At 67.6% G+C, this 24,402-nt stretch carries 23 protein-coding genes and 1 pseudogene; 16 read left to right on the top strand and 8 right to left on the bottom strand.

Going from position 1 to position 24,402, the window contains the following annotated elements; all coding sequences use genetic code 11:
- Both BN976_RS26275 and BN976_RS26280 read left to right on the top strand, forming a co-directional pair.
- Positions 1 to 352 (top strand): annotated as a pseudogene (locus BN976_RS26275) (hypothetical protein); the annotation flags it as partial.
- Positions 353 to 460: 108 nt separating this feature from the next.
- Entirely contained in the window at positions 461 to 946 is a 486-nt protein-coding gene (locus tag BN976_RS26280; RefSeq protein WP_036375423.1) for a hypothetical protein, read from the top strand.
- A 6-nt stretch (positions 947 to 952) separates the two neighbouring features.
- On the opposite strand, the gene BN976_RS26285 is transcribed toward BN976_RS26280, so the two are convergent.
- Both BN976_RS26285 and kstD read right to left on the bottom strand, forming a co-directional pair.
- Positions 953 to 1,813, bottom strand: a complete 861-nt coding sequence (locus BN976_RS26285; protein ID WP_011782379.1) for an enoyl-CoA hydratase ChsH3 — start codon at positions 1,811 to 1,813, stop codon at positions 953 to 955.
- Positions 1,814 to 1,818: 5 nt separating this feature from the next.
- Positions 1,819 to 3,501, bottom strand: coding sequence for a 3-oxosteroid 1-dehydrogenase (kstD, locus tag BN976_RS26290; RefSeq protein ID WP_036375596.1), 1,683 nt, complete (start codon positions 3,499 to 3,501; stop codon positions 1,819 to 1,821).
- 72 nt (positions 3,502 to 3,573) lie between these two features.
- Here kstD and BN976_RS26295 point away from each other — a divergent pair, with 72 nt between their 5' ends.
- From BN976_RS26295 to BN976_RS26320, 6 genes are all read left to right on the top strand, one after another.
- The gene (locus BN976_RS26295; RefSeq protein ID WP_011782377.1) at positions 3,574 to 4,359 is read left to right on the top strand and encodes a 2-keto-4-pentenoate hydratase; all 786 of its coding nucleotides are present in this window, start codon (positions 3,574 to 3,576) and stop codon (positions 4,357 to 4,359) included.
- Positions 4,360 to 4,368: 9 nt separating this feature from the next.
- Positions 4,369 to 5,289: an acetaldehyde dehydrogenase (acetylating) gene (locus BN976_RS26300; protein ID WP_011782376.1), complete on the top strand. Its 921-nt coding sequence runs from the start codon at positions 4,369 to 4,371 to the stop codon at positions 5,287 to 5,289.
- The gene (gene dmpG / locus BN976_RS26305) at positions 5,286 to 6,338 is read left to right on the top strand and encodes a 4-hydroxy-2-oxovalerate aldolase (protein ID WP_011782375.1); all 1,053 of its coding nucleotides are present in this window, start codon (positions 5,286 to 5,288) and stop codon (positions 6,336 to 6,338) included. Before BN976_RS26300 ends, dmpG begins: the two co-directional genes overlap by 4 nt.
- A 30-nt stretch (positions 6,339 to 6,368) precedes the next feature.
- The gene (locus tag BN976_RS26310) at positions 6,369 to 8,483 is read left to right on the top strand and encodes a RecQ family ATP-dependent DNA helicase (RefSeq protein WP_011782374.1); all 2,115 of its coding nucleotides are present in this window, start codon (positions 6,369 to 6,371) and stop codon (positions 8,481 to 8,483) included.
- A gap of 171 nt (positions 8,484 to 8,654) precedes the next feature.
- Positions 8,655 to 9,047, top strand: a complete 393-nt coding sequence (locus BN976_RS26315) for a heme-binding protein (protein ID WP_011782373.1) — start codon at positions 8,655 to 8,657, stop codon at positions 9,045 to 9,047.
- A gap of 347 nt (positions 9,048 to 9,394) precedes the next feature.
- Positions 9,395 to 10,216, top strand: a complete 822-nt coding sequence (locus BN976_RS26320) for a hypothetical protein (RefSeq protein ID WP_158498043.1) — start codon at positions 9,395 to 9,397, stop codon at positions 10,214 to 10,216.
- Here BN976_RS26320 and BN976_RS26325 read toward each other — a convergent pair.
- Positions 10,213 to 11,163 carry an IclR family transcriptional regulator gene (locus BN976_RS26325; protein ID WP_011782371.1) on the bottom strand — a complete coding sequence of 317 codons (951 nt, stop codon included), beginning with the start codon at positions 11,161 to 11,163 and terminating at the stop codon, positions 10,213 to 10,215. The two genes, BN976_RS26320 and BN976_RS26325, sit on opposite strands and share 4 nt — an antisense overlap.
- An 85-nt stretch (positions 11,164 to 11,248) precedes the next feature.
- Between BN976_RS26325 and BN976_RS26330 the strand changes: the two genes are divergently transcribed.
- Genes BN976_RS26330 through BN976_RS26340 form a run of 3 tightly spaced genes read left to right on the top strand, consistent with a single transcriptional unit; the run spans position 11,249 to position 14,305 of the window.
- Positions 11,249 to 12,376 carry a hypothetical protein gene (locus BN976_RS26330; protein WP_036375430.1) on the top strand — a complete coding sequence of 376 codons (1,128 nt, stop codon included), beginning with the start codon at positions 11,249 to 11,251 and terminating at the stop codon, positions 12,374 to 12,376.
- A gap of 1 nt (position 12,377) precedes the next feature.
- Entirely contained in the window at positions 12,378 to 13,163 is a 786-nt protein-coding gene (locus BN976_RS26335; RefSeq protein ID WP_011782369.1) for an SDR family oxidoreductase, read from the top strand.
- Positions 13,160 to 14,305 (top strand): sulfotransferase family protein, encoded by a 1,146-nt coding sequence (locus BN976_RS26340; protein ID WP_036375433.1) that lies wholly within the window; start codon positions 13,160 to 13,162, stop codon positions 14,303 to 14,305. Before BN976_RS26335 ends, BN976_RS26340 begins: the two co-directional genes overlap by 4 nt.
- Before the next feature lie 69 nt (positions 14,306 to 14,374).
- On the opposite strand, the gene BN976_RS26345 is transcribed toward BN976_RS26340, so the two are convergent.
- Together BN976_RS26345 and BN976_RS26350 are read right to left on the bottom strand one after the other, a co-directional pair.
- Entirely contained in the window at positions 14,375 to 14,833 is a 459-nt protein-coding gene (locus tag BN976_RS26345; RefSeq protein WP_036375436.1) for a hypothetical protein, read from the bottom strand.
- Positions 14,834 to 14,864: 31 nt separating this feature from the next.
- Positions 14,865 to 16,019: a 3-ketosteroid-9-alpha-monooxygenase, oxygenase component gene (locus BN976_RS26350; protein ID WP_011782366.1), complete on the bottom strand. Its 1,155-nt coding sequence runs from the start codon at positions 16,017 to 16,019 to the stop codon at positions 14,865 to 14,867.
- 178 nt (positions 16,020 to 16,197) lie between these two features.
- Here BN976_RS26350 and BN976_RS26355 point away from each other — a divergent pair, with 178 nt between their 5' ends.
- Together BN976_RS26355 and BN976_RS26360 are read left to right on the top strand one after the other, a co-directional pair.
- Positions 16,198 to 17,424, top strand: a complete 1,227-nt coding sequence (locus BN976_RS26355) for an MFS transporter (protein WP_036375440.1) — start codon at positions 16,198 to 16,200, stop codon at positions 17,422 to 17,424.
- A gap of 4 nt (positions 17,425 to 17,428) precedes the next feature.
- Positions 17,429 to 18,022: a TetR/AcrR family transcriptional regulator gene (locus tag BN976_RS26360; protein ID WP_036375444.1), complete on the top strand. Its 594-nt coding sequence runs from the start codon at positions 17,429 to 17,431 to the stop codon at positions 18,020 to 18,022.
- 11 nt (positions 18,023 to 18,033) lie between these two features.
- Here BN976_RS26360 and BN976_RS26365 read toward each other — a convergent pair whose 3' ends face one another.
- Genes BN976_RS26365 through BN976_RS26375 form a run of 3 tightly spaced genes read right to left on the bottom strand, consistent with a single transcriptional unit; the run spans position 18,034 to position 21,272 of the window.
- On the bottom strand, positions 18,034 to 19,209 hold the full coding sequence (locus BN976_RS26365) for a thiolase family protein (protein ID WP_011782363.1): 1,176 nt from the start codon (positions 19,207 to 19,209) through the stop codon (positions 18,034 to 18,036).
- The gene (locus tag BN976_RS26370; RefSeq protein WP_036375447.1) at positions 19,209 to 20,267 is read right to left on the bottom strand and encodes a thiolase family protein; all 1,059 of its coding nucleotides are present in this window, start codon (positions 20,265 to 20,267) and stop codon (positions 19,209 to 19,211) included. The genes BN976_RS26365 and BN976_RS26370 overlap by 1 nt, the downstream gene beginning before the upstream one ends.
- A 12-nt stretch (positions 20,268 to 20,279) precedes the next feature.
- Positions 20,280 to 21,272: a Zn-ribbon domain-containing OB-fold protein gene (locus BN976_RS26375; RefSeq protein ID WP_011782361.1), complete on the bottom strand. Its 993-nt coding sequence runs from the start codon at positions 21,270 to 21,272 to the stop codon at positions 20,280 to 20,282.
- Between the two features lie 96 nt (positions 21,273 to 21,368).
- Between BN976_RS26375 and BN976_RS26380 the strand changes: the two genes are divergently transcribed.
- The 3 genes from BN976_RS26380 (at position 21,369) to BN976_RS26390 (ending at position 24,402) form a co-directional block, all read left to right on the top strand.
- Positions 21,369 to 22,400 carry an LLM class F420-dependent oxidoreductase gene (locus BN976_RS26380; protein ID WP_011782360.1) on the top strand — a complete coding sequence of 344 codons (1,032 nt, stop codon included), beginning with the start codon at positions 21,369 to 21,371 and terminating at the stop codon, positions 22,398 to 22,400.
- 104 nt (positions 22,401 to 22,504) lie between these two features.
- Complete coding sequence (locus BN976_RS26385; RefSeq protein ID WP_049778271.1) at positions 22,505 to 23,197, top strand: acetoacetate decarboxylase family protein; 693 nt, start codon at positions 22,505 to 22,507, stop codon at positions 23,195 to 23,197.
- Positions 23,194 to 24,402 (top strand): cytochrome P450, encoded by a 1,209-nt coding sequence (locus BN976_RS26390; protein ID WP_011782358.1) that lies wholly within the window; start codon positions 23,194 to 23,196, stop codon positions 24,400 to 24,402. Before BN976_RS26385 ends, BN976_RS26390 begins: the two co-directional genes overlap by 4 nt.

A 24,402-nucleotide genomic window follows, 5' to 3' on the forward strand; every position in this document is an offset into this window, starting at 1 on the left:
GGGCACCGGTGGCGACGGCGGTGACGGCGGTGACGCGGTCAGCGAGGACGGCAACGCGACCGGCGGAAAGGGCGGCGACGGCGGTTCGGTCGATCTGACCGGCGGCGGCGGCGGTGCCGGTGGCGAGGGCGGTGACGCCGACGGTGACGAGAAGGCCACCGGCGGCAGCGGTGGCTCGGGCGGCACCGGAGGCCTCGGCGGTGACGGGGGAGCCGGCGGTGACGGTGGCGACGCCGTGGCCGACGACGAGGGCGGCGCGACCGCGGGCAGCGGTGGTGACGGCGGCTTCGGCGGCACTGACGGTGACGACGGATCGGCCAGCGACGGCGCCGACGCGCCGGCAACCGACTGATAAACACACTTCTGCGGGCGCCGAATCCTCTTGTGGGGGCGGCGCCCGCAGTCGTGTCGTCAAAGTTCTTGCCGAAGAATGGCTTTGATGTGGCGTTATGATCGCCCAATGCCGGATTTCGGAAACGCGTCCACTCGCACGAACCAACTCGTCATCGCAGCCCTGGTTGTCGCCGTCGCGGCACTGGGCGTGGCGGTCTGGGCGTTGATCAGCTCGCCCTCGTCGAGCGAGACCTCCTCGGCGACCGCAGACCAGTCCACCGATCCCAAGACGCGCGTGTGCAGCGCGTTCGAATTGGTGCGCGGAGCGGTGTCGCTGCAGACCAACGCCAATCTCGGGGAGGACCCGGTCGCCGTGCAGGCGGTGGCGGCCAATGCCCGGCTGGCCACGCTCGGCGGCGGGCAGTTTCTGCTGTCCCGGCTCGACGGCGACGTGCCCGACGATCTCGCCGGCGCGGTGCGGACCTTCGCCAACAACCTCGAGTACATCGGGATGAGCCAGCTCGCCGGCGCACCCGGAGACGACCCGACTCAGGCGAATCGGATGAACGACGCGCAGGCGGCGTCCACGAAAATCACCGAGCTCTGCAAGTAGGTCGGATCAGGCCGGGACGAACTCGACGCCTGCCAGTGCGACCGCGTTGTCGCGTTCCGGTGTGGTGACCGTGGCGGAGTAGCCGCCGTCTTCCTTCCAGACGTTCACCCGCAGCGTCTCGCCGGGGAAAACCACGCCCGCCATCCGGGCGCCGTAGGACTTCAGCCCCGAGACGTCGCCGTCGAGCAGGTTGTCCACCAACGCCTTGCAGGTCATGCCGTAGGTGCACAGCCCGTGCAGGATCGGGCGCGGAAAGCCGGCGGCGGCAGCGAAATCCGGATCGGAGTGCAACGGGTTTCGGTCCCCGCACATCCGGTAGAGCAGCGCCTGCTGCGGCGACGTCGGGACGGTGATCTCGAGATCGGGCGCACGGTCGGGAGCCGCAGAAGATCCGGACGGGCCACGATCACCGCCGAAACCGCCCTCCCCACGGGCGAAGATGGACCGCTTCTGCGTCCACAGCAGCGTGCCGTCGGGATCCTTGACCGTCGTCTCCGACCAGATGACCGCGGCCTTGCCCTTGTCCCAGATCTCGGTGAACCGGGTGACCGCGATGCCGGTGCCCGACGCCGGGATGGGGCCCGGCACCGTGACGGCCTCGCTGGCGTGCAGAACCTTGCTCAGCTCGATGTCGATCCCCGGGAACTTCACCGCCGGCGGCGCGGTCATGTGGAAACTCTGCGCGACGTTGCCGAACGTCGGTAGCACCTGCGGGGTGTCGTCGACGAGATAGCGCAGCTCCGCCCTGTCCATCGGGTCCATGCCTGCACCCAGGCCAAGGTGGTAGAGCTGGATGTCGCTACTGGTCCAGGCGAATTCGACAGGATCCAGCTCGGCGCCGATGGCCTCGTCGAGATTGATGGGCACGCCTTCTAATCCTTCCGTGCAATGTCCAGTGCAGCCAGGTAGCCGAACGTCATCGCCGGCCCGATGGTGCCGCCGGGTCCGGGGTAGGTGTGACCCATCACCGGGGCGCTGGCATTACCCGCAGCATAGAGGCCCTCGATGATGGAACCGTCGTCGCGCAACGCCCGGCCCTGCACGTCGGTGACGATGCCGCCCTTCGTGCCGAGATCGCCCGGCACCATCTTGGCGGCGTAGAACGGTCCCTGGCTGATCTCGCCGAGGTTCGGGTTCGGCTTGTTGGTCGGGTCGCCGTAGTACCGGTCGTAGGCGCTCTCGCCGCGCTTGAAATCCTCGTCGACGCCGGAGCGCGCGAAACCGTTGAAGCGCTGCACCGTCGTCTTGAACGCGTCGACGGGCAGACCCGTCTTGGCCGCCAACTCCTCCAGGGTGTCGGCCTTGACGATGACGCCGGACTCCAGCCACTTCTTCGGAATGCGTTGTCCCGGCTGCAGTCCCGCGAAGATGTAGCGGTCGCGGTAGCGCTGGTCGAACACCAGCCAGGCCGGGATGTTCTCACCGGGGCCCGGGCCCTGGCCGTACTGCCCGCCGTACATGTGATGGCACGCCTCGACGTACGGCATCGACTCGTTCATGAACCGCTTGCCCGCCATGTTGACGATGATCGAGCCCGGGGAGTTGCGCTCCGACAGCGCGAACCACGGGGCGTCCACCAGAGGCACGGTCGGCCCCCACCACGCGTCCTCCATCACATCGAGTGCGGCACCCAGCTTCTCGGCGGCCAGGATCCCGTCACCGGTGTTGGCCTTGGCCCCGACGGTCCACTCGGTGGTGATCGGTGCGCGCTGGTACTTCACCCGCATCTGCTCGTTGTGTTCGAAGCCGCCGCTGCCCAGGATCACCCCTCGACGAGCCCGGATCAATTGCGGCTCAGCACTTTCCGAAGCCGTGGTGTCACGTACATAGATGCCGCGGACCACGCCGTCCTCGACGTAGAGGTCCGTCATCGCGGTGTTGAGGCGCACCGGGACGCCGGCCTCGCGCAGGCCGATGCGCAGCGGGGCGATCAGTGCGCGGCCCATGCCCACCAGGTTCTTGCCCGTGGTGTTCGCCCACACCGACCGGATACCGACCCTGAGGCTGCGCAACACCCCGCGGGGATGGCGCTTGAGCTGATTGAGTCGCACGTAGTCCTGCTGCATGACGACCATGTTCATGGGCACCTTGCCGTACGGCGGTTCCAGGCCGGGCAGATCCTCGCCGAGCTTCTTGGCGTCGAACGGCTTCGGTTCCACGGAGCGGCCGGTGGCCTTGCCGCCCGGGGTCTCGGGGTAGTAGTCGGAGTAGCCGGGCACCCAGCACAGCTTCAGCGGCGAGTGCTTGAGCACGAATGACAGCATCTCCGGACCGCGCTGCAGATAGGTGTCGATCTTCTCTGCGGGCACCACGTCGCCGATGATCGCGTGCAGGTAGGTGCGGGCCGCGTCGGCCGTATCTTTGACGCCGTCGCGCTTGAGAACTTCGTTGTTCGGAATCCAGACACCGCCACCTGACCGCGCAGTGGAACCACCGTAGTGCGGGGCCTTCTCAACGACTATCGTCGAGAGGCCCTGGTGGGCGGCGGTGAGGGCGGCGACCATACCGGCGGCGCCGCTACCGACCACGACGACGTCATACTCCTGCTCCGTCATGTAGAACACGTTATAGAATTGCCCGGCCGACTAACAACTGTGCCGGTCGAAGAAACGAGGGGACTTCACTTTATGTTGTCCGTTGAGGTGCGCGAGAAGCTCGCCGCAGACCTGGCCGAGGCCGAGCGCAGTCGGGTGCCGATCTCGCCGTTGACCGATGGTCAACCCGGGATCGACGTGGTGGACGCCTACGAGATCCAGCTGATCAACATCCGTCAGCGGGTGGCGGAGGGCGCCCGGGTGATCGGGCACAAGGTGGGCCTGTCGTCGGAGGCTATGCAGAAGATGATGAACGTCGACGAGCCCGACTACGGGCATCTGCTCGACGAGATGCAGGTCTTCGAGAACGTCGCGGTCAAATCGGCGAACTACCTGTATCCGCGGGTGGAGGTCGAGGTGGGCTTCATCCTGTCCGACGATCTGCCCGGCGCCGGCTGCACCGAGGACGATGTGCTGGCCGCGACGGCGGCGTTCGCGCCTGCCATCGAGCTGATCGACACCCGGATCACCAACTGGCAGATCAAGTTGTGCGACACCATCGCCGACAACGCGAGCTCGGCCGGCTGGGTGCTCGGAGAGGCGCGGGTGTCGCCCAAGGACGTGGATATCAAGAACATCGACGCGGTACTGACCAACAACGGAGAGGTCGTCGCCGAGGGGCGCAGTGATGCGGTGCTGGGAAATCCGGTGACCGCGGTGGCGTGGCTGGCGCGCAAGGTGGAGAGTTTCGGTGTCCGGCTCAAGGCCGGCGACATCGTGTTGCCGGGCTCGTGCACGCGTGCGATAGATGCACCTGCGGGCAGCCATTTCGTGGCCGACTTCACCGGGTTAGGTTCAGTACGACTGGATTTCGAATAGGAGCCGGGTATGGCTGACAAAAAGTCTGTGGCGATCGTGGGGTCGGGCAACATCAGCACCGACCTGCTGTACAAACTGTTGCGTTCGGAGTGGCTGGAGCCGCGCTGGATGATCGGCATCGATCCCGAGAGCGAGGGGTTGGCGCGGGCGCGCAAGCTCGGTCTGGAGACCTCGCACGAGGGCGTGGACTGGCTGTTGGCCCAGAGCGAGTTGCCTGACATGGTGTTCGAGGCCACCAGCGCCTATGTGCACAAGGCCGCCGCTCCGCGCTACGCCGAGGCGGGCATCCGGGCGATCGACCTCACCCCGGCCGCGGTCGGGCCCGGCGTGATCCCGCCGGCCAATCTGCGTGCGCACCTGGACGCACCCAACGTCAACATGGTGACCTGTGGCGGCCAGGCCACGATCCCGATGGTGTACGCGGTGTCGCGCGTCGTGGAGGTGCCCTACGCCGAGATCGTGGCGTCGGTGTCGTCGGCGTCGGCCGGCCCGGGGACGCGGGCCAACATCGACGAGTTCACCAAGACCACCAGCGCCGGGGTGCAGAACATCGGTGGCGCCCAGCGGGGCAAGGCGATCATCATCCTGAACCCGGCCGAGCCGCCGATGATCATGCGCGACACCATCTTCTGCGCGATCCCCGAGCACGCGGACCATGCCGCGATCACCCAGTCGATCAAGGACGTGGTGGCCGAGGTGCAGACCTATGTTCCGGGTTACCGGCTGCTCAACGAGCCGCAGTTCGACGAGCCGTCGGTGGTCAACGGCGGCAACCATGTCGTGACGGTCTTCGTCGAAGTGGAGGGTGCGGGCGACTATCTGCCGCCGTACGCTGGAAACCTGGACATCATGACCGCGGCAGCGACGAAGGTCGGCGAAGAGATCGCGAAGGAATCTCTCGCCGCTACCGCTGGAGGAGCACAGGCATGAGCACCGACGAGATCTACTTCAATCCCATCTGGGACGTCCGGATGACCGACACCTCGCTGCGCGACGGGTCGCACCACAAACGCCACCAGTTCACCAAGGACGAGGTACAGGCGATCGTCGCCGCGCTGGACGCGGCGGGGGTGCCGGTCATCGAGGTGACCCACGGCGACGGACTGGGCGGATCGAGCTTCAACTACGGGTTCTCCAAGACCCCCGAGCAGGAGCTGATCAAGCTGGCCGCCGAGACGGCCAAGGAATCCAAGATCGCCTTTCTGATGCTGCCCGGGGTGGGCACCAAGGAAGACATCAAGGAAGCTCAGAGCAACGGCGGGTCGATCTGCCGGATCGCCACCCACTGCACCGAGGCCGATGTCTCCATCCAGCACTTCGGCCTGGCCCGTGAACTCGGCCTGGAGACCGTGGGCTTCCTGATGATGAGCCACACCATCCCGCCGGAGAAGCTGGCCAAGCAGGCCCGCATCATGGCCGACGCCGGCTGCCAGTGCGTCTACGTCGTCGACTCCGCCGGCGCGCTGGTCCTGGAGGGCGTAGCCGACCGGGTGGCGGCGCTGGTCGCCGAGTTGGGGTCGGATGCTCAAGTTGGGTTCCATGGCCACGAGAACCTGGGTCTGGGGGTGGCGAACTCGATCGAGGCCGTCCGCGCCGGGGCCAAGCAGATCGACGGCTCGTGCCGCCGCTTCGGCGCCGGTGCAGGCAACGCGCCGGTGGAGGCGCTCATCGGGGTGTTCGACAAGATCGGCGTCAAGACCGGCATCGATTTCTTCGACATCGCCGACGCCGCCGAGGAGGTCGTGGCGCCTGCGATGCCGGCCGAATGCCTGCTCGACCGCAATGCGCTGATCATGGGCTACTCCGGGGTGTACTCCAGCTTCCTCAAGCACGCCATCCGCCAGTCCGAGCGCTACGGGGTGCCCGCGCACCAACTGCTGCACCGCGCCGGGCAGCGCAAGCTCATCGGCGGCCAGGAAGACCAGCTCATCGACATCGCGCTGGAGATCAAGCGCGAACAGGAGACTGCGAAGTCCTGACGCGTCGGACCCGCCGGGCACGATGGCCGCATGACGACGAGAGCTGACGCGCAGGCGATCCTCGAGCAACTGGCGGGCCCCGGGGCCGTCTTGCGCGATGACCAGTGGACGGCGATCGAAGCTCTGGTCGTGCACCGGCGCCGCGCCCTCGTCGTGCAACGCACCGGGTGGGGCAAGTCGGCGGTGTACTTCATCTCCGCCAAGCTGCTGCGCGCGGCCGGCCACGGACCGACGGTCATCGTGTCGCCGCTGCTGGCGTTGATGCGCAACCAGGTCGCTGCCGCCGACCGGGCCGGTGTGCACGCCGCCACCATCAACTCCAGCAACGTGACCGACTGGGCCGAGATCCATGACCGGGTCCGCTCCGGCGACCTCGACGTGCTGCTGGTGAGCCCGGAGCGGCTGAACAATCCTGACTTTCGCGATCAGGTGCTGCCGTCGCTCGCCCACGACGCGGGTCTGGTGGTGGTGGACGAGGCGCACTGTGTGTCGGACTGGGGGCACGATTTCCGGCCCGACTACCGGCGCATCCGCACGCTGCTGGCAGACCTGGGCGCCGACGTCCCGGTGCTGGCCACCACCGCCACCGCCAACGACCGGGTGGTCGCCGACGTCGCCGCGCAGTTGGGCGTGGGCGACTTCGGACGCGAGGATCAGGACGGCGGAAGCGACACGCTGGTGCTGCGGGGCGGCCTGGACCGCGAGTCGCTGCGGCTGTCGGTGGTCAACGCCGGGAACCCGGCGCAACGTGCGGCGTGGCTTGTCGCCCAACTGGATTCGCTGCCGGGCAGCGGCATCGTCTACACCCTGACAGTGGCGCAGGCGCACGACGTGGCGTCCCTGCTCGCCGAGCAGGGACACAAGGTCGCCGCCTACACCGGGGCCACCGAGGCTTCCGAACGTGAACAACTCGAGTCCGACCTGCTGGACAACCGGGTCAAGGCGCTCATCGCCACGTCCGCGCTCGGCATGGGCTTCGACAAGCCCGATCTGGGTTTCGTGGTACACCTGGGCGCACCTTCATCGCCGATCGCCTACTACCAGCAGGTCGGTCGTGCGGGACGCTCCACGGCCAGCGCGGAGGTGATCCTGCTGCCCGGGCGGGAGGATCAGGAGGTGTGGCGGTACTTCGCGTCCGTCGCATTTCCGTCGGAATCCATGGTGCGCAACGTGATTGGAGCACTCGAAACCGACCGCCCGCAGTCTACGGCCGCGCTGGAGCCGCTCGTCGACCTCAACCGGTCACGGCTGGAGATGGTGCTCAAGGTGCTCGACGTTGACGGCGCGGTGCGGCGCGTCAAGGGCGGCTGGGTCGCCACCGGCCGGCCCTGGGCATACGACGAACAGCGCTACCGCACGCTCGACGAGGCCCGCAGGCGCGAACAGCAGGCCATGCTCGACTACCAGTCCACCGACGGCTGCCGGATGGCCTTCCTGCGCCGTCAGCTCGACGATCCCGAACTCGGCGCCGACGAGCGGTGCGGCCGCTGCGACAACTGCGCGGGATCGAGTTATTCCGCCGACGTCGACGCGGCGGTCGCCGAGGACTCCCGACAGCGGCTCATGCGGCCGGGGGTGGAGATCTCGCCGCGTAAACAGTGGCCGTCGGGGCTCGCCAAGCTGGGTGTCGATCTCAGCGGCCGCATCACCGACGGACCGGCACCCGGACGTGTCATCGGCCGGCTCACCGACCTGGGCTGGGGCGCCCGGCTGCGCACACTGCTCGAGCAGGACGACGCGGAGGTGCCCGACGACGTGGTCCAGGCCGCGGTCAAGGTGCTGGCGGCGTGGGACTGGCAGGTACGGCCGACCGCGGTCATGGCGCTGGACTCGGACACCCACCCGCTGCTGACCTCTTCGCTGGCCCGCAGGCTGGCCGAACTGGGGCGCCTCACCGACCTCGGTGTTCTGCGCTACACGCCGGAGCGGCGGCCGGTAACCGCGGCGAACTCCGCCTACCGCGTCGCCGCGTTGCGCGGCGCCTGGGAGTCGCCCGATCCCGATGCGATCAGCGCGGCCGGGGGCCCGGTGCTGCTGGTTGACGCCATGACCGACACCGGATGGACGCTGACGATGGCCGCGCGGGTGGTGCGCTCCGCGGGTGCGCCCGCGGTGCTGCCGTTCGCGTTGGCGGCCACCTCGTAGAGAAAAATCCGGATCGGAGTTCATCGGGGCCGACCTGCGATGATCCGGCCGCCGAGGACCCGCCCGAACCGGGCCGGTGTTTGGCCCCGGCGCCCTCTGGATAGGCCTGTGGTGCGACCGAATGGTCGTAGATCCCGAAGATGATCCCCGAATACTGAGGAGTGATCTCTTATGAACGCGTCCGTCACGACTGTGCGCCGCGGCCTGTTCGGCATGTTCGCCGGTGGCCTGCTTGCCTTCGGTTCGGCGGCGATCGTCGCGCCGGTGGCCAATTCACAGCCCGCCCCGGACTGCTCGGCCAGCAATGTGGCCGGAACCGTGAGCTCCGTCGCGGCATCCGAGGGTGCCTACCTGGCGGCCAATCCGCAGACCGACCAGGCGCTGTCGGCGATTGCGACCCAGCCGGAGCCTGAGTCCCAGGCCGCCTACGGGGCGTTCTTCGCGCAGAACCCACAGGTGGAAGACCAGCTGCAGGCGATCCACCAGCCGGTGTCGGCGCTGAAGAACCAGTGTGGCGTAGAGGTGACACCGACACCGATCTCGGCTGCCCTGACTGACGCCTGAATCAGTTGACAACCATCATCGGTATCAGAGCTCACCGCGTCGGCTCCGGCCGGCGCGGTGAGTGCTTCTCGGGCCCGGTAGTCGCAGAGTCCACAGCTCTGAGATTTTTGCAGTAGCGGTCTACTGCATTCATGGGTCGGCGTTCGATCAATGATTCCTTGAATGACCATGCAGGAGAGGAATCCGCCATGTTGAACGCAGGCCCGCTCAACCGAGAATCACTGACAACCGCCTGCGCGTTCGCGACCGCGGGCGTCCTGGTGTGCGGTTGCGTGGCCCCATCGATGGAGTCACGAAGCGTGCGGTCGGAAGTTCGTGTCGTCCAGTTGGCGTCGCGTTCGGCGACCGTGGCGGATCCGCTGGGCGGGCTCGTCGAATCCCTTCCCGACGCTGTCGGTGTGGACGCCGACGTTGTCGCCGCGGCCCTACGGCTGCCTACCGTCGATCCAGCGGACGTCTCCGCCGCCGTCCCGCCGGTCCTGGCTTCGTTGTCAACCGATGAGATCACGGAAGTGACCGAAGCAAGCGTCGGTGGCCCGATGATTGCGACGCGCTTGATAAGTCTGTTGTTGCAGCCCCTTGTCTGGTTGGTGCAGGTGCTTCCGGACCCCCTCAAGCCGATCGCCGGCGGCTTCCTCTTCATGGCGACGTTTGTCGGTGGCGTTGTCGGGGCCGCGATCGACGCGGTGGTGGATCCGATCCTGAGGCTCTTCGGATTCGGAGCCTTGGCGGCTGCTCCGCTCGCTGCCGTGGAAGCGGTCGCGGGCGATCCTGCGGCCGACGATTCTGTGGTCGTGGCGGCGGAACCCGAAAACGCCACCTCCCAAACGATTACGGTGGTCGATGCAGAGTCGACGGAAGTCGCTGAAGGCGTGGAGGTCGCCGGCCTCGACGAGGCCGAGACCGAGGACGCGTCAACGCAATCGGAGTCTCCGCTGCAGGAGGAGGTCCCGTCGGATGCGGTGCACTCGGCTGATGATCTGACCGAGTCTGGTCTGACAGATCTGGATTCGACCGAGATCGACATCTCGGACGACCAGGCTGACGCCCAAGCGGCGCAACAGGAGTCCGAGGTGACCGCCGGCGACGACGGATCATCAGAAGCTGGGCGGGCGGCCGAAGACTCAACACCGTCGCCGGAGCCTTCCGGCGACGTCGCTGATTCCTAGTGGTCCCGGTCTGGCCCTTTCCCGACTGTGTGCGGCCAGCTTGTCGGTCGAGCGCCACCCAGTTGTGCCGTCACCGCATCTGCGGTGCCGATCAAGGCCTTGGCGCGCTCACGGATCTCGTTGTCCGTCAACGCCTTACCGATGTGCATCGAGGCCACCATCACCTGGCGGCCATAGTGATCGAAGACGGGTGCGGAGATCACGCTGATGTCATGCCGCTTGCGGCCGGGCTTCTCGTCGGGCAGGTACACCCGTTCGCCGATGTCGGAGACCAACTCGCCGAGCAGCGCCCGCAGCTCGTCGGGCAGGGTGCTCGACATCCCTGCCATGAGCGAATACAGCCGGCGGCCCCCGGGGGTGAGCCGCTCGACGAGGTAGCCGTCGGCGCGACATCGTCGGATCACCCGGTGCAGCCGGTCGGGATCGGTGCGTGAAGGGTGCAACGGCACCGTCGGCTCCATGGCCAGCCAATCGCGCACGGCTTCGTCGTCCCACAGCACGAACATCAGTCCGACCGGTGGGGCGAACGGGTAGCTCTGACCCACCTCGACGCCGGGTCGGGCGCCGACGGGAGCCACCAGGTCCAGCAGCGTGATGCGGTCGTCGACCACGGCAGACAGCGCGGCGGTGGCGCCGAACCGGGTCGACAGGCGGCGCAACTGTTCGCGCGCAGCCGGGCTGACCCGCATCGACTCCTGGGCCTTGTGTCCCAGAGTGATCAACGAGGGGCCCAGCCGGTAGGTCTTGTCTGCGGGGTCGCGCACCAGGTATCCCGCGTCGCGCAGTGACGTGACGATGCCCAGACAGGTCGGCTTGGTCAGATCGACCCGGCGGGCCAGCTCGGACACCCCGAAGCGCTCCTGCGGGTGGCGGGCCAGGAAGTCGAGGACCCGCACCACCCGGTCAGTCGGTGGTGAGGCGCGTCCCGGTGCCGGCGGTTCGGACATGGCAGCAGACTACCAACCGTTCCATATATGGAACGGTGTGGTCGATATATTGACTCCGGATAGAACGCGTTCTAGTTTTGGGGCTGTGTTCACGCAGCCGCTGGCCGAGGCCATCGCCGAGGCCGAGAAACTCGTCGCCGCCGCCCCGTTCATCGAATCCGAGGCGGACCTGCTCGAGGGGCTGCAGTATCTGGCCGGCTGCGTCGCGGCGTGCACGCACGTCGCGTTCGACTACGACCGCGACCACCCCTTCCTGCACAGCGGCACCGGCCCGTTTACCAAGATGGGTCTCGACAACCCCGACACCATGTACTTCGGCACCCGTGTGCAGCCCGGCCACGAGTACGTGGTCACCGGCAGGCGCGGCACCACCACCGACGTCAGCTTCCAGCTTCTCGGCGGCGAATACACCGACGAGGTGGTCCCGGACAGCGAGACGGCGTTCGACGACCGCAAGCTCGACATCGCCGCCGACGGCACCTTCGAATGGCGGTTCACCCCCAAGGTGCCGTCCCAGCTCGTCATCCGCGAGGTCTACAACGACTGGTCCGCCCAGCGCGGCACCTTCGCGATCGCGCGCACCGACACCGCGGGCACCGCACCGCCGCCGCTGACGCGCGAGCTCATCGAGAAGCGCTACGCCGTCGCCGGGAAGCAGCTGGTGCAGCGCGTCAAGACGTGGTTGCAGTTTCCTCAGTGGTTCTACAACGACACCCAGCCGAACTCGATGGTGGCGCCCCGGCTCACCCCCGGCGGGCTGGCCACCCAGTACTCGTCGGCGGGACAGTTCGATCTCGCCGAGGATCAGGCGCTGATCATCACGCTTCCGGTCACCGACGCGCCCTACCTCGGGTTCCAGCTGGGCAGCCTCTGGTACATCTCGCTGGACTACATCAACCACCAGACGTCGTTGAACGGCACTCAGGCGCAGGCGGACCCGGACGGCATGATCCGTATCGTCGTCGCCGACCGCAATCCCGGCGTGACGAACTGGGTGGAGACACTCGGGCACCGCAAGGGCTTCCTGCAGTTCCGCTGGCAGCGGGTGTCGCGTGAGCTGACGCCCGCCGACGGGCCGACCGTGGAGCTGGTCGACATCGACAAGGTCGCCGCGGCACTGCCGTACTACGAATTCAACACGATCTCGGAACAGGACTGGCGGGCGCGGATAGCGCTGCGCCAGAAGCAGATCGGCGAAAGAATGGTGGGTTGAGATGGCCTTCGGGCTTCTGCGGGACAAAGTTGTCGTCATCAGCGGTGTCGGGCCGGCGCTCGGCACCACACTGGCACGGCGCTGCGCCGAGGAAGGCGCCGACCTGGTGCTCGCCGCGCGAACCGTCGAGCGACTCGACGACGTCGCCCGGCAGATCACCGACCTCGGTCGGCGGGCGGTGTCGGTGGGCACGGACATCACCGACGAGGCGCAGGTGAACAACCTGGTCGACGAGTCGCTCAAGGCGTACGGCAAGGTCGACGTGTTGATCAACAACGCCTTCCGGGTGCCGTCGATGAAGCCGTTCGCCGACACCACGTTCGAGCACATGCGCGACGCGATCGAGCTGACGGTGTTCGGCGCGCTGCGCATGGTGCAGGCCTTCAGCCCGGCGCTGGCCGAGGCCAACGGCGCGGTCGTGAACGTCAACTCGATGGTGGTCCGGCACTCCCAGGCCAAGTACGGCGCCTACAAGATGGCCAAGTCGGCGCTGCTGGCGATGTCGCAGACGCTTGCCACCGAGTTGGGGGAGCAGGGTATCCGGGTGAATTCGGTGCTGCCCGGCTATATCTGGGGCGGAACACTGGAGTCCTACTTCACCCACCAGGCCGGTAAGTACGGCACCACCGTCGAGGAGATCTACAAGGCCACCGCGGCGGCGTCGGACCTCAAGCGGCTGCCCACCGAGGACGAGGTGGCCTCGGCCATCCTGTTCATGGCCAGCGATCTGTCAAGCGGAATCACCGGCCAGGCCCTCGACGTCAACTGCGGGGAGTTCAAGGCGTGACCCCCCGCACCGACGTCGGCACCGTCGAGGACCTGCACGCCTCGGCCGTGAAGGCCTGCGGCCTCGATGATTTCGGCTCTGACGACGACAACTACCGTGAGGCGCTCGGCGTCCTTCTCGAGTCCTACCGGCGTGATGCCGATCTGACCGAGCTCGGCAGCAAGATGCAGAGGTTCTTCGTCCGCAACGCACTGGTCGCCCGGTTGGTCTCCGAGGCGGCGTTCAAGCAGTACCCCGAACACGCCGACGTGGCGATCGAGCGGCCGATCTTCGTCACCGGGCTGCCACGCACCGGGACGACGGCCGTACACCGCCTGCTGGCCGCCGACCCCCGCCATCAGGGTCTTGAGCTGTGGTTGGCGGAGTTCCCGCAGCCCCGCCCGCCACGCGAAACCTGGTCGCAGAACCCGGTTTTCCAGGCACTCGACGCGCAGTTCACCAAGGCCCACGAGGAGAACCCGGATTACACCGGTCTGCATTTCATGACGGCAGACGAGGTGGAGGAGTGCTGGCAGCTGCTGCGGCAGTCGCTGCACTCGGTGTCCTACGAGACGCTGGCCCATGTGCCCACGTACTCGCAATGGCTGGCGCGCCAGGACTGGACGAAGTCGTATCAGCGGCACCGGCGCAACCTGCAGCTGATCGGGCTCAACGACCGCGAGAAGCGTTGGGTGCTCAAGAATCCCAGCCACCTGTTCGCGCTGGACGCGCTGATGGCGACCTACCCGGACGCCCTGGTGGTGCAGTGCCACCGGCCGGCCGAGACCATCATGGCCTCGATGTGCTCACTGGCCCAGCACACCACCGAGGGCTGGTCGAACACGTTCGTCGGCGACGTCATCGGCGCCGACTCGATGGAGACCTGGTCGCGTGGGCTCGAACTGTTCAATGCCGAACGCGCCAAACATGATCCGGCCCAGTTCTACGACCTGGACTACTTCGCGCTGATCAAGGATCCGATCGGTGCGGTCGGGGACATCTACCGCTCTTTCGGTATCGACTTCCCTGATGCCGCGCGCGCGGCGATGACCGCGACCCACGAGGAGAGCAAGAAGGGTCCCCGTGCCCCGAAGCACACCTATTCGCTGAGCGATTACGGCCTGACCGACGAACAGGTCAAGGAGCGCTTCAAGGGACTCTAGACGGCTCGCCGTCGTGGACTCTAGACGGCTCGCCGTCGTGGCCTCTAGACGGCTCGGCCGTCGTGGTCTCTAACCGTCGCCCGGCGACGGCGCGCTGGAGTACTCCTCCAGGCAACCCTCGGCGACCGCATGTCTGATGCTGTCGGTCAGGCGCGGGCACGAGCGTTCGCGGGCGGGGTCGCCGCCGACTTCCCGGATCTCGGCGAAGTGGGCGCACCGTTGGGTCGCGTCGCTGGTCCACTGCACCGATGTGTGCGCCGGTCCGAGCTTCTTGACCTGCACCGACACGTGGCAGAAGCGGCAATCCACCGATGCCAGCCCGGCCGTCAGATAGCGCTCGCGGTCCCGCCGCGTGCCCTCCCGCACGGCCGCCGCCCGATCCGGGTCGGACGCGAAATCCGGGGCCTTGCGCCATGATCCGGGCCCGTCGCCCGCCGGAGTGTGGCCGTGTTCGTGCTCCTCGTCGTCGTGCCCGTGCAGTAGCAGCATCGACTTGGCGAGGCGGTCCACATCCGGTGCGTCGCTCATGCGCGATCCGCTCCGCTTCTCGCTGGCCGGCTCATGTCGACTGCGTCTCGGTTTCCCTGGCCTTCAGGTTCTCCTCGACCTCGACGTTCCACTTCTGCACCGCAGCCGTGGTGTCGACTTCCATCTCGAACCGGTCGGTCATCTCGGGCGTCACGTCGGCGACATCGACGTAGAACTGCTGATACCAGCGCCGCATCTGGTAGACCGCGCCGTCTTCCTCCACCAGCAGCGGATTGTCGATGCGGGTCTTGTGCTTCCAGATCTCGACGTCCTGCATGAAGCCTTTGCTCACGCCGTCGGTGAACGCGTCGGCCAGCTTCTGGGTGGTGCCGTCGTCGAGGCCCTTGGGCTTCTCCACGATGACGCCCCACTGCAGCACGAAGGAATCCTGGGTCACCGGGTAGTGGCAGTTGATCAGGATCGATTCGGCCTTGAAGTCGCCGTACTTGTTGTGCAGCCAGTTGATCATGAACGACGGCCCGAAGTAGCTGGCCTCGGAGTCCAGGGAGGCTTCCCCGTAGGCGGTGCCCATGTCGTTGACGTCGGGCCGGCCCACGTTGTGCAGGTACTGGCTGGCGATGTGACCTTCGAAGACGTTCTTGAAGTAGGTCGGCAGCCCGAAGTGGATGTAGAAGAAGTGCGCCATGTCGGTGACGTTGTCGATGATCTCGCGGCAGTTGGAGCCCTCGATGAGCAGCGTGTTCCACTTCCAGTCGGTCCACTCACCGCTGGACCACTCCGGGATCTCCGGGATGCGGACCTCCGGCTGGGGTGGATTGCCCTCGTGGTCGTGCCACACGAACAGCAGGCCGCCGCGCACGTCGGTGTGCCAGGCCCGTGTGCGGGCCAGGCGCGGAGTGCGCTTTGCGTAGGGGACCAGCTTGCACTTGCCGTCGCCGCCCCAGCGCCAGTCGTGGAACGGGCAGGCGACCTCGTCGCCCTTGATCTCGCCCTGGGCCAGGTTGCCGCCCATGTGCCTGCAGTAGCCGTCGAGAACGTTGAGCTCACCCTGCGAGTCGGCGAAGACCACCAGCATGGTGCCGAAGATCTCGATGCCGTGCGGTTTCCCGTCCAGGAAGTTCTTCACCGGACCCAGGCAGTGCCAACCCCTGGCGTACCGGTCGGGCAGCGCTCCGGTGTCGATCTCGCGAATATGTGCGGTTCCCGCAGATGCCTCGGTGCTCACCTCTGGGCCTCCCCAATCTCGGCTTCTAACTAGAACACGTTACAGTTTTGCCTCCCGCCGGGCAATCCGTCGCCGCTCACCTGCGCGAAATGTTGCCTTCGCCACCTCTGTGGCGGGGATACCCACTTGTTGGCGCCTATATAGTGGACACAATGTCCAGTATTTTGAGGTCGGTCCGGTGACGGTCGTCGCGGTCGCGGCGGCGACCACCCGCCCGAGTGGTCGCAGCGCCCGCCGTTGGCTCGCGGTTGCCGCGGCGACCTTCGCCATCGCGTGGGGCGGAAACGAGTTCACCCCGCTGCTGGTGATGTATCGGACCCAGGACGGCTTCTCCGCGCTGACCGTCGATCTGCTGTTGTTCGCCTACGTGCTCGGCATCGTGCCTGCGCTGCTCATCGGTGGGCCGCTGTCCGACCGCTTCGGTCGCCGGCCGCTGATGTTGCCCGCGCCGGTGCTCGCCGCCGTCGGGTCGGCGATCCTGGCGCTCGGCGCGCAGTCGGCGCCGGCGCTGGGAGTCGGACGGGTGTTCAGCGGCGTCGCCCTCGGCCTCGCGATGGCCGTCGGCGGCAGTTGGATCAAGGAGCTGTCCAGCCCGCCCTGGGAGGACGGTGACGCGGGCGCCCGTCGCGCCGCGATGAGTCTGACCGCCGGGTTCGGGCTGGGCGCCGGCACCGCAGGTGTGCTCGCCGAATGGGGTCCGGCGCCGACGGTTCTTCCCTACGCGGTCAACATCGCGATGGCGCTCGCCGCGGCGGCGCTTATGCGCGCCGCGCCCGAGACACGCACCCGCCACGACTCGGGCCGACCGTGGTGGACGGACCTCGCGGTTCCGGGTGCGTCGCACCGCCGCTTCCTCTTCGTGGTCGTCCCCGTCGCTCCGTGGGTGTTCGGCGCGGGAGCGACGGCCTATGCGGTGCTGCCCGCATTGATGGCCGGGCGGGTGTCGTCGGCGCCCATCGCGTTCTCGGCGCTGATGTGCCTCGTCGCGCTCGGCGTCGGGTTCACCGTCCAGCAGTTGGGCCGCCACCTGGGCGCCGGTGGGCGCCGCGGAGTGGTCACCGCGCTGGGGCTGCTGGTCGTCGGGATGCTGCTGGCCGGCTGGGCGGCGGCGGTGTTGACGGTGTGGGCGGCACTGGTGGCGGCGGCGGTGCTCGGTGCCGGCTACGGGATGGCGCTGTTGGCGGGCCTGCAGGAGATCCAGCGCATCGCCGGCCCCGACGACCTCGCCGGTCTGACCGCGGTGTTCTACAGCCTCAGCTACCTGGGCTTCGCGGTGCCTGCGGTGCTGGCGTTCGCGGTGCGATCGTTCAGCTATCCGGCGATGTTCGGCTTCGGGGCGTTCGCCGCGGCGGTGTGTCTGCTCGTCGCGGTGCTGGGATCCCGGCGGACGGCCGCAATAAGCTGAGCCGGTGGTGGAAGCTGGATCGGCGGCCCGCCGCGGCCGCCCACGCAGCGAGGCCGCCCGCAGCGCCGTGCTGACCGCCGCCGCCGAACTGGCTCTCGAAGGTGGACCCGCCGCCGCGACGGTCGAGGCGATCGCCAAACGCGCGCACGTCAGCCGCACCACGATCTACAAGTGGTGGCCGTCGGCGGCCTCGATCGTGCTGGAAGGTCTGCTCGACGCGGTCCGCGCGTCCATCACGCGTCCGTCGGGCAGTACCTCGGTGCAGGCTCTCGTGCACCATGTCAGCTCGCTGAACGCGATCCTGGCCGATCCCGCGGTGGGGCCACTGCTGCGCAATGTCATCGCCGCGTCGACGTCGGATCCGGCGATCGAGCGGGCCGTCCTCGACCAGTGGATCGCCCCGCGCCGGGCAGCGGTGGCCGTGACATTGCGCGAGGCCGTCGATCGCGGGGAACTACCGGGCGACGTCGACATCGAGGTGGCCGTCGACGCGTTGGTGTCCCCGCCGTACTACCGGTTGGTGCTGGGGATGCCGCCATTGGCCGCCGAGGCGGTGGATCGGCTCGTCGACACGGTGTGGAGCGGCTGCCGGCACTAGCGCCGAACAGGTCACGCGGGCTTGTCTGCGCTGACCACCCACATCGAGAAGTACTGCGCCCCGCCGCCGTACGCGTGGCCCAGAGCCTTTCGAGCCCCGGGGACCTGGTGCTCGCCTGCCTTGCCCATGACCTGGATAGCGGACTCGGCGAAGCGGATCATCCCGGAGGCGCCGATCGGGTTGGACGACAGCACGCCACCCGACGGATTGAAGGGAATGCGGCCGCCGATCGCGGTCTCACCCGCCTCGGTGAGCTTCCAGCCCCCGCCCTCGGGCGCAAACCCGAGGCTTTCCAACCACATCGGCTCGTACCACGAGAACGGCACGTACACCTCGGCCACGTCGATCTCGTCGATGGGGCTGGTGATCCCGGCCGACTTCCACAGCGCCGCCGCGGCGTCGCGGCTGGCCTGCGGGTTGACCTGGTCACGGCCGGCGTAGGCGAGCGGTTCGGTGCGCAGCGCGGTGGCGTGGATCCATGCCACCGGATGTCCTTCGGCGACACGGGCATCCGCGCTGGCCTCGTCGCCGATCACCATCGCCGCGGCGCCGTCCGAGGACGGGCACGTCTCGTCGTAGCGGATGGGGTCCCACAGCATCGGCGACTCCATCACCTTCTCCAGCGTGATGTCGGGCTGGTGCAGGTGGGCGAGCGGGTTCTTGGCGCCGTTGAGGCGGTCCTTGACGGCCACCATCGCGCCGATGTGGGTCGGCGCCCCCGAGCGGCGGATGTAGGCGCGCACGTGCGGGGCGAAGTAGCCGCCCGCGCCCGCCCCGACGGGCTTGGTGAACGGCACCGGAATGCTCAGCGCCCACATGGCATTGGACTCGGACTGCTTCTCCCACGCCATCGTCAGCACGCGCCGGTACTTGCCGGACTGCACCAGGCTGGCGGCCACGATCGCGGTCGACCCGCCTACCGAGCCCGCCGTGTGGACTCGGATCAGCGGCTTGCCGGTGGCGCCGGTCGCGTCGGCCATGAACAGCTCGGGCATCATCACGCCCTCGAAGAAGTCCGGCGCCTTGCCGACGACGACGGCGTCGATGTCGGCGAGCGTGACGCCGGCGTCCTCGAGGGCCCGGTCGATCGCCTCGCGCACGAGGCCGTTCATCGACACGTCCTTGCGCTTGGCGACGTACTTCGTCTGTCCGGTGCCCAGCACTGCGGCCAGCTTCTTGGATGCCATCAGGACTGTCCCTCCAAAACCGCGACCAGATTCTGTTGCAGCGCAGGCCCGCTCGTCGCGTGGGCCAGCACGCGCGAGGCGTTGCCGTCGAAGATGTGCCTGGCCGCGAATCCGATGCGTTCCAGGCCCGCCGAGAACATCGGGTTGGCCGCCAGCGCCCCGCCGGACGGGTTGATCCTCGTGCTGTCGGGCAGCCCGATGGCCTCCTTGAGGATCAGCTGCTGATGGCTGAACGGTGCATACAGCTCGGCGATCTCGATCGAGGCGGTGTCCCCGCCGGTGGCCGCCTGCGCGGACGCCGCCGTGGACGGCGACGTCGTCAGATCGCGGGCCCCCAGCACCGGGGTCTCGATGCGGTGCTCGAACCCGGTGATCCAGGCCGGGCGCTCCCGCATCTCGCGGGCGCGGTCGCCGGATGCCAGCACGATCGCCGACGCGCCGTCGGTGATCGGCGCGATGTCGTGGCGGCGCAGCGGATCTGCGAAGTACGGGCGCTCCAGCAGTTCCTCGATGCTGTTGCCCGGCTCCAGGGAATCCACTCGCGGTGCGGCGGCCTGCGCGTCGAGCGCGACCTGAGCCATCTGCTCGGCGGTCCACTTGCCGGTGTCCAGCCCGAACCGGGCCTGCAGGCCGGCCATGCTCACCGAATCCGGCCACAGCGGCGCCACGGTGTACGGATCGGTCTGCAGTGCCAGGACCCGGCGCAGGGTGCCGGCCGAGGACTTGCCGAATCCGTACACCAGCGCGGTCTCCACCTCGCCGGTGAGGATCTTGATGTAGGCCTCGTACAGCGCCCACGCCGCGTCCATCTCGACGTGCGACTCGTTGATCGGCGGCACCGCGCCGATCGAGTCGATCGCGGAGATGAACGAGAACGCCCGGCCGGCAAGGTAATCGGAGGAACCGGAGCACCAGAACCCGATGTCGGACATGGTGATGCCGAGGTCGGCGTAGATGGAGGCGAAGCACGGCATCAACATTTCGACGCCGTTGGTGGTGCCGTCGGTGCGGCGCACGTGCGGTGCGTGCGCGAACCCGACTACTGCAACATCATTCATTGAAATCCCTTGTCAGAGGTGATGCTTGTAGGTGTCGTAGTCGGCGTCGGGTTCGCCCGTCGGCCGGAAGTACTCGATGTTGTCGATGCCCAGACCCCACTGGTCCTCGGGCTTCCACACCGCCTGCACACGCATGCCCATCCGGACCTTGTCGGCGTCGATGTCGGACACCAGGTGCAGCACCGGGATGTCGGCGCCGTCGAGCAGCACGTACGCCGCGACGTAGGGCGGCTTGATGCGCTGCCCGGCGAACGGGATGTTGATGATCGCGAAGGTTGTGACGGTGCCCTTGTCGGACAGCTCGACGTACTCGTCGAGCTGCACACCCGTGGCCGGATCCGCCTCGCGGGCAGGGAAGTACACCTTTCCGTCGGCGCCCGTGCGGTTGCCGAGCAGCTTGCCCTGCTCCAGTGCGCGCAGGAACGCGCTCTCCGGACGTGATGCGGTGTGCTGGATCTCGATCGACGTGGGCACCACGATCATCGTCACCGGATCGAGGCCTTCGGGCGCCGGAGGGACATCCTCGGGCTGGTCGCCGAGGGCGAAATAGGCGATGTCGGTGACCGCGCCGACGGGTTCGTCCACCCAGTGCGCGTGCACCCTCGTGCCGGTGCTGATGGCGTCCGACGAGCCGGCGTCGACCGCGTGCAGCAGCGGGGTGTCTGCGCCGTCGAGCTTGATCAGCGCCCAGGCGAACGGACGGTCCAGCGGCTGTCCCTCGAGCGGTTCGGGTTGCCACGTCCACGACTGCACGGTGCCGACACTGGCCACCGGTACGATCTCGCTCAGTTGCTCCCAGGTGACGGGGTCGTACTCGGCGGGCGGGACATGTACCTTGCCGTCCGATCCACGAACTCCGACGATGCGCCGCTCCCTCAGGGCGGTGAAGAACTCACCGAGGAGCGGTCCTACTGAACGGGTGTAGTCGAATGCGAGCTTCAGCGGCGCGGAAAGCGGCGGCTCATGGGGATCGATCTGCACCGGGCTGCTTTGGCTGGTGGTCACGGCATCGAGTAGAACAGGTTCTAGGAATGGTTTCAAGGAGCGGGCCTGGCGGCCCGGAAGGACGGGTGCCGTGAAGCAGCGGGAGGGGTGGCGGGAATGAAGCTAGGTCTGCAACTCGGTTATTGGGGGGCGCAGGCGCCGACCAACCACGCCGAGCTCGTCGCCACCGCCGAGGAGGTGGGCTTCGACACGGTGTTCACCGCGGAGGCGTGGGGCTCGGACGCCTACACCCCGTTGGCGTGGTGGGGACGCGAGACCACGCGGATGCGGCTGGGCACGTCGGTGATCCAGCTGTCGGCACGTACCCCGACCGCGTGCGCGATGGCGGCGCTGACGCTGGACCATCTGTCGGGCGGACGGCACATCCTGGGTCTCGGCGTCTCCGGCCCGCAGGTGGTCGAGGGCTGGTACGGCGCGAAGTTCCCCAAGCCTCTGGCCCGCACCCGCGAGTACATCGACATCCTGCGCCAGGTGTGGGCCCGCGAGGCCCCGGTGCACAGCGACGGGCCGCACTATCCGTTGCCGTTGACCGGTGAGGGCACCACCGGCCTCGGCAAGAACCTCAAGCCGATCACGCATCCGCTGCGGGCGGACATCCCGGTGATGCTCGGCGCCGAGGGTCCCAAGAACGTCGCGTTGGCTGCCGAGATCTGCGACGGATGGCTGCCGATCTTCTACTCGCCGCGCATCGCGGCGATGTACAACGAGTGGCTCGACGAGGGATTCGCCCGTCCCGGCGCCCGGCACACCCGGGAGACGTTCGAGATCTGCGCGACGGCGCAGGTCGTCGTCACCGACGACCGTGCCGAGATGATGGAGCTGATGAAGCCGCACCTGGCGCTCTACATGGGCGGCATGGGTGCCGAGGACACCAACTTCCACGCCGACGTGTACCGCCGGATGGGCTACGCCGAGGTGGTCGACGACGTGACGAAATTGTTCCGCAGTGGCCGCAAGGACGAGGCGGCCAAGGTCATCCCCGACGAGTTGGTGGACGACTCCGCGATCGTGGGCGACCTCGGTTATGTGCAGGAGCAGATCAAGGCCTGGGAGGCCGCCGGTGTCACGATGATGGTGGTCGGCGCACGGTCGCCCGAGCAGATCCGGGATCTGGCGGCCCTGGTCTGAACCTGCGACTAGACACTTCCTTGCTGAGTGTCTAGTACGCGTTCTAGATTGGCGGTGTGACCCAAGTAACGTCTCAGCACACCATCGCCGGCACCGTCCTGACGATGCCGGTGCGGGTGCGCACCGCCCACCAGCACACCGCGATGTTCGTCGTCGACGCCGACGCGGCCCAGCGCATGATCGACTACAGCGGCCTCCGGGTGTGCCGGTTCGGCCGGGGCCACCGCAAGGCGATGGTGGTGCTGATGCTGATGCGCTACGAGGACACCGATCTCGGCCAGTACTACGAGTACGGCACCAACGTGATGGTGAACCCGCCCGGATCGAACGCCACCGGCATGAAGGCTCTGCAGTCGGCGGGGGCGTTCGTCCATCACCTGCCGGTCGATCAGTCGTTCACGCTCGAAGCCGGCCGCACCATCTGGGGTTACCCGAAGGTGATGGCCGACTTCACCATCCGCAACGGACGCCATTTCGGCTTCGACGTCAGCATCGACGGTCTGCACGCGGTGAGCATGGACTTCGCGCCCGGCATCCCGGTCCCCGCGGCCTTCGCGTCCAAACCGCAGGTGCATTCGACGTACTCGCACCTCGACGGCGTCACCCGCGAGACCGAGGGCCGGATGGTGCTGTCGGGCGTGCGCTACCGGCCGGGGGGTGTGTCACTCCGACTTGGCGAACATCCCTATGCCGCAGAACTTTCCGCTCTAGGCTTGCCCAAACGTGCACTGGTGTCGAGTTCGGCCGCCAACGTCGACATGACGTTCGCCGACTCCCGAACAGTAGGAGAGGCATGACATCCACGCTTCCGGCCCTCGACGTCGATCTGGCCGACGGCAACTTCTACGCCGACGGCCGCGCCGCCCGCGAGGCGTACAAGTGGATGCGGGCCAACCAGCCGGTGTTCCGCGATCGCAACGGGCTGGCCGCGGCCACCACCTATCAGGCCGTGCTGGACGCCGAACGCAATCCGGAACTGTTCTCCAGCACCGGCGGAATCCGGCCTGATCAGCCCGGCATGCCGTACATGATCGACATGGACGATCCCGCGCACCTGCTCCGTCGCAAGCTGGTCAACTCGGGTTTCACCCGCAAGCGCGTGATGGACAAGGTGCCCTCGATCGAGAACCTGTGCGACACGCTGATCGACGCGGTGTGCGAGCGCGGCGAGTGTGACTTCGTCCGCGACATCGCCGCCCCGCTGCCGATGGCGGTCATCGGTGACATGCTCGGTGTGCTGCCCGACGAGCGAGACATGCTGCTCAAATGGTCCGACGACCTGGTGTGTGGGCTGTCCTCGACGGTCGACGAGCAGACCATCCAGAAGTTGATGGACACCTTCGCCGCCTACACCGCGTTCACCACGGAGGTGATCGCCGACCGTCGGGCCAACCCCCGCGACGATCTGTTCTCGGTCCTGGTCAACGCCGAGGTCGAGGGACAGCGGATGTCCGACGACGAGATCGTCTTCGAGACACTGCTGATCCTGATCGGCGGCGACGAGACCACCCGGCACACGCTGTCGGGCGGGACCGAACAGCTGCTGCGACACCAGGATCAGTGGCGGCAAGCGGTGGCGGACCCCGAACTGCTCCCCGGCGCCATCGAGGAGATGCTGCGCTGGACCTCTCCGGTGAAGAACATGTGCCGCACGTTGACCGCGGACACCGAATTCCACGGCACGTCGCTGAAAGCCGGCGAGAAGATCATGTTGATGTTCGAGTCCGCGAACTTCGACGAAGCGGTCTTCGAGAACCCCGACGAGTTCGACATCCACCGAAACCCCAACAGTCACATGGCCTTCGGGTTCGGCACGCACTTCTGCCTGGGTAACCAGCTGGCCCGCCTCGAGCTGCGGCTGATGCTCACCAAGATTCTGCAGCGCCTGCCCGATCTGCGGCTTGCCGACGAGAGCATGCTGCCGCTGCGGCCTGCGAACTTCGTCAGCGGCCTGGAATCCATGCCGGTGGTCTTCACCCCAACCGCGCCGGTGGGGGCCTAA

The sequence above is a fragment of the Mycolicibacterium austroafricanum genome (assembly GCF_000612725.1).
Classification (GTDB): domain Bacteria; phylum Actinomycetota; class Actinomycetes; order Mycobacteriales; family Mycobacteriaceae; genus Mycobacterium; species Mycobacterium austroafricanum.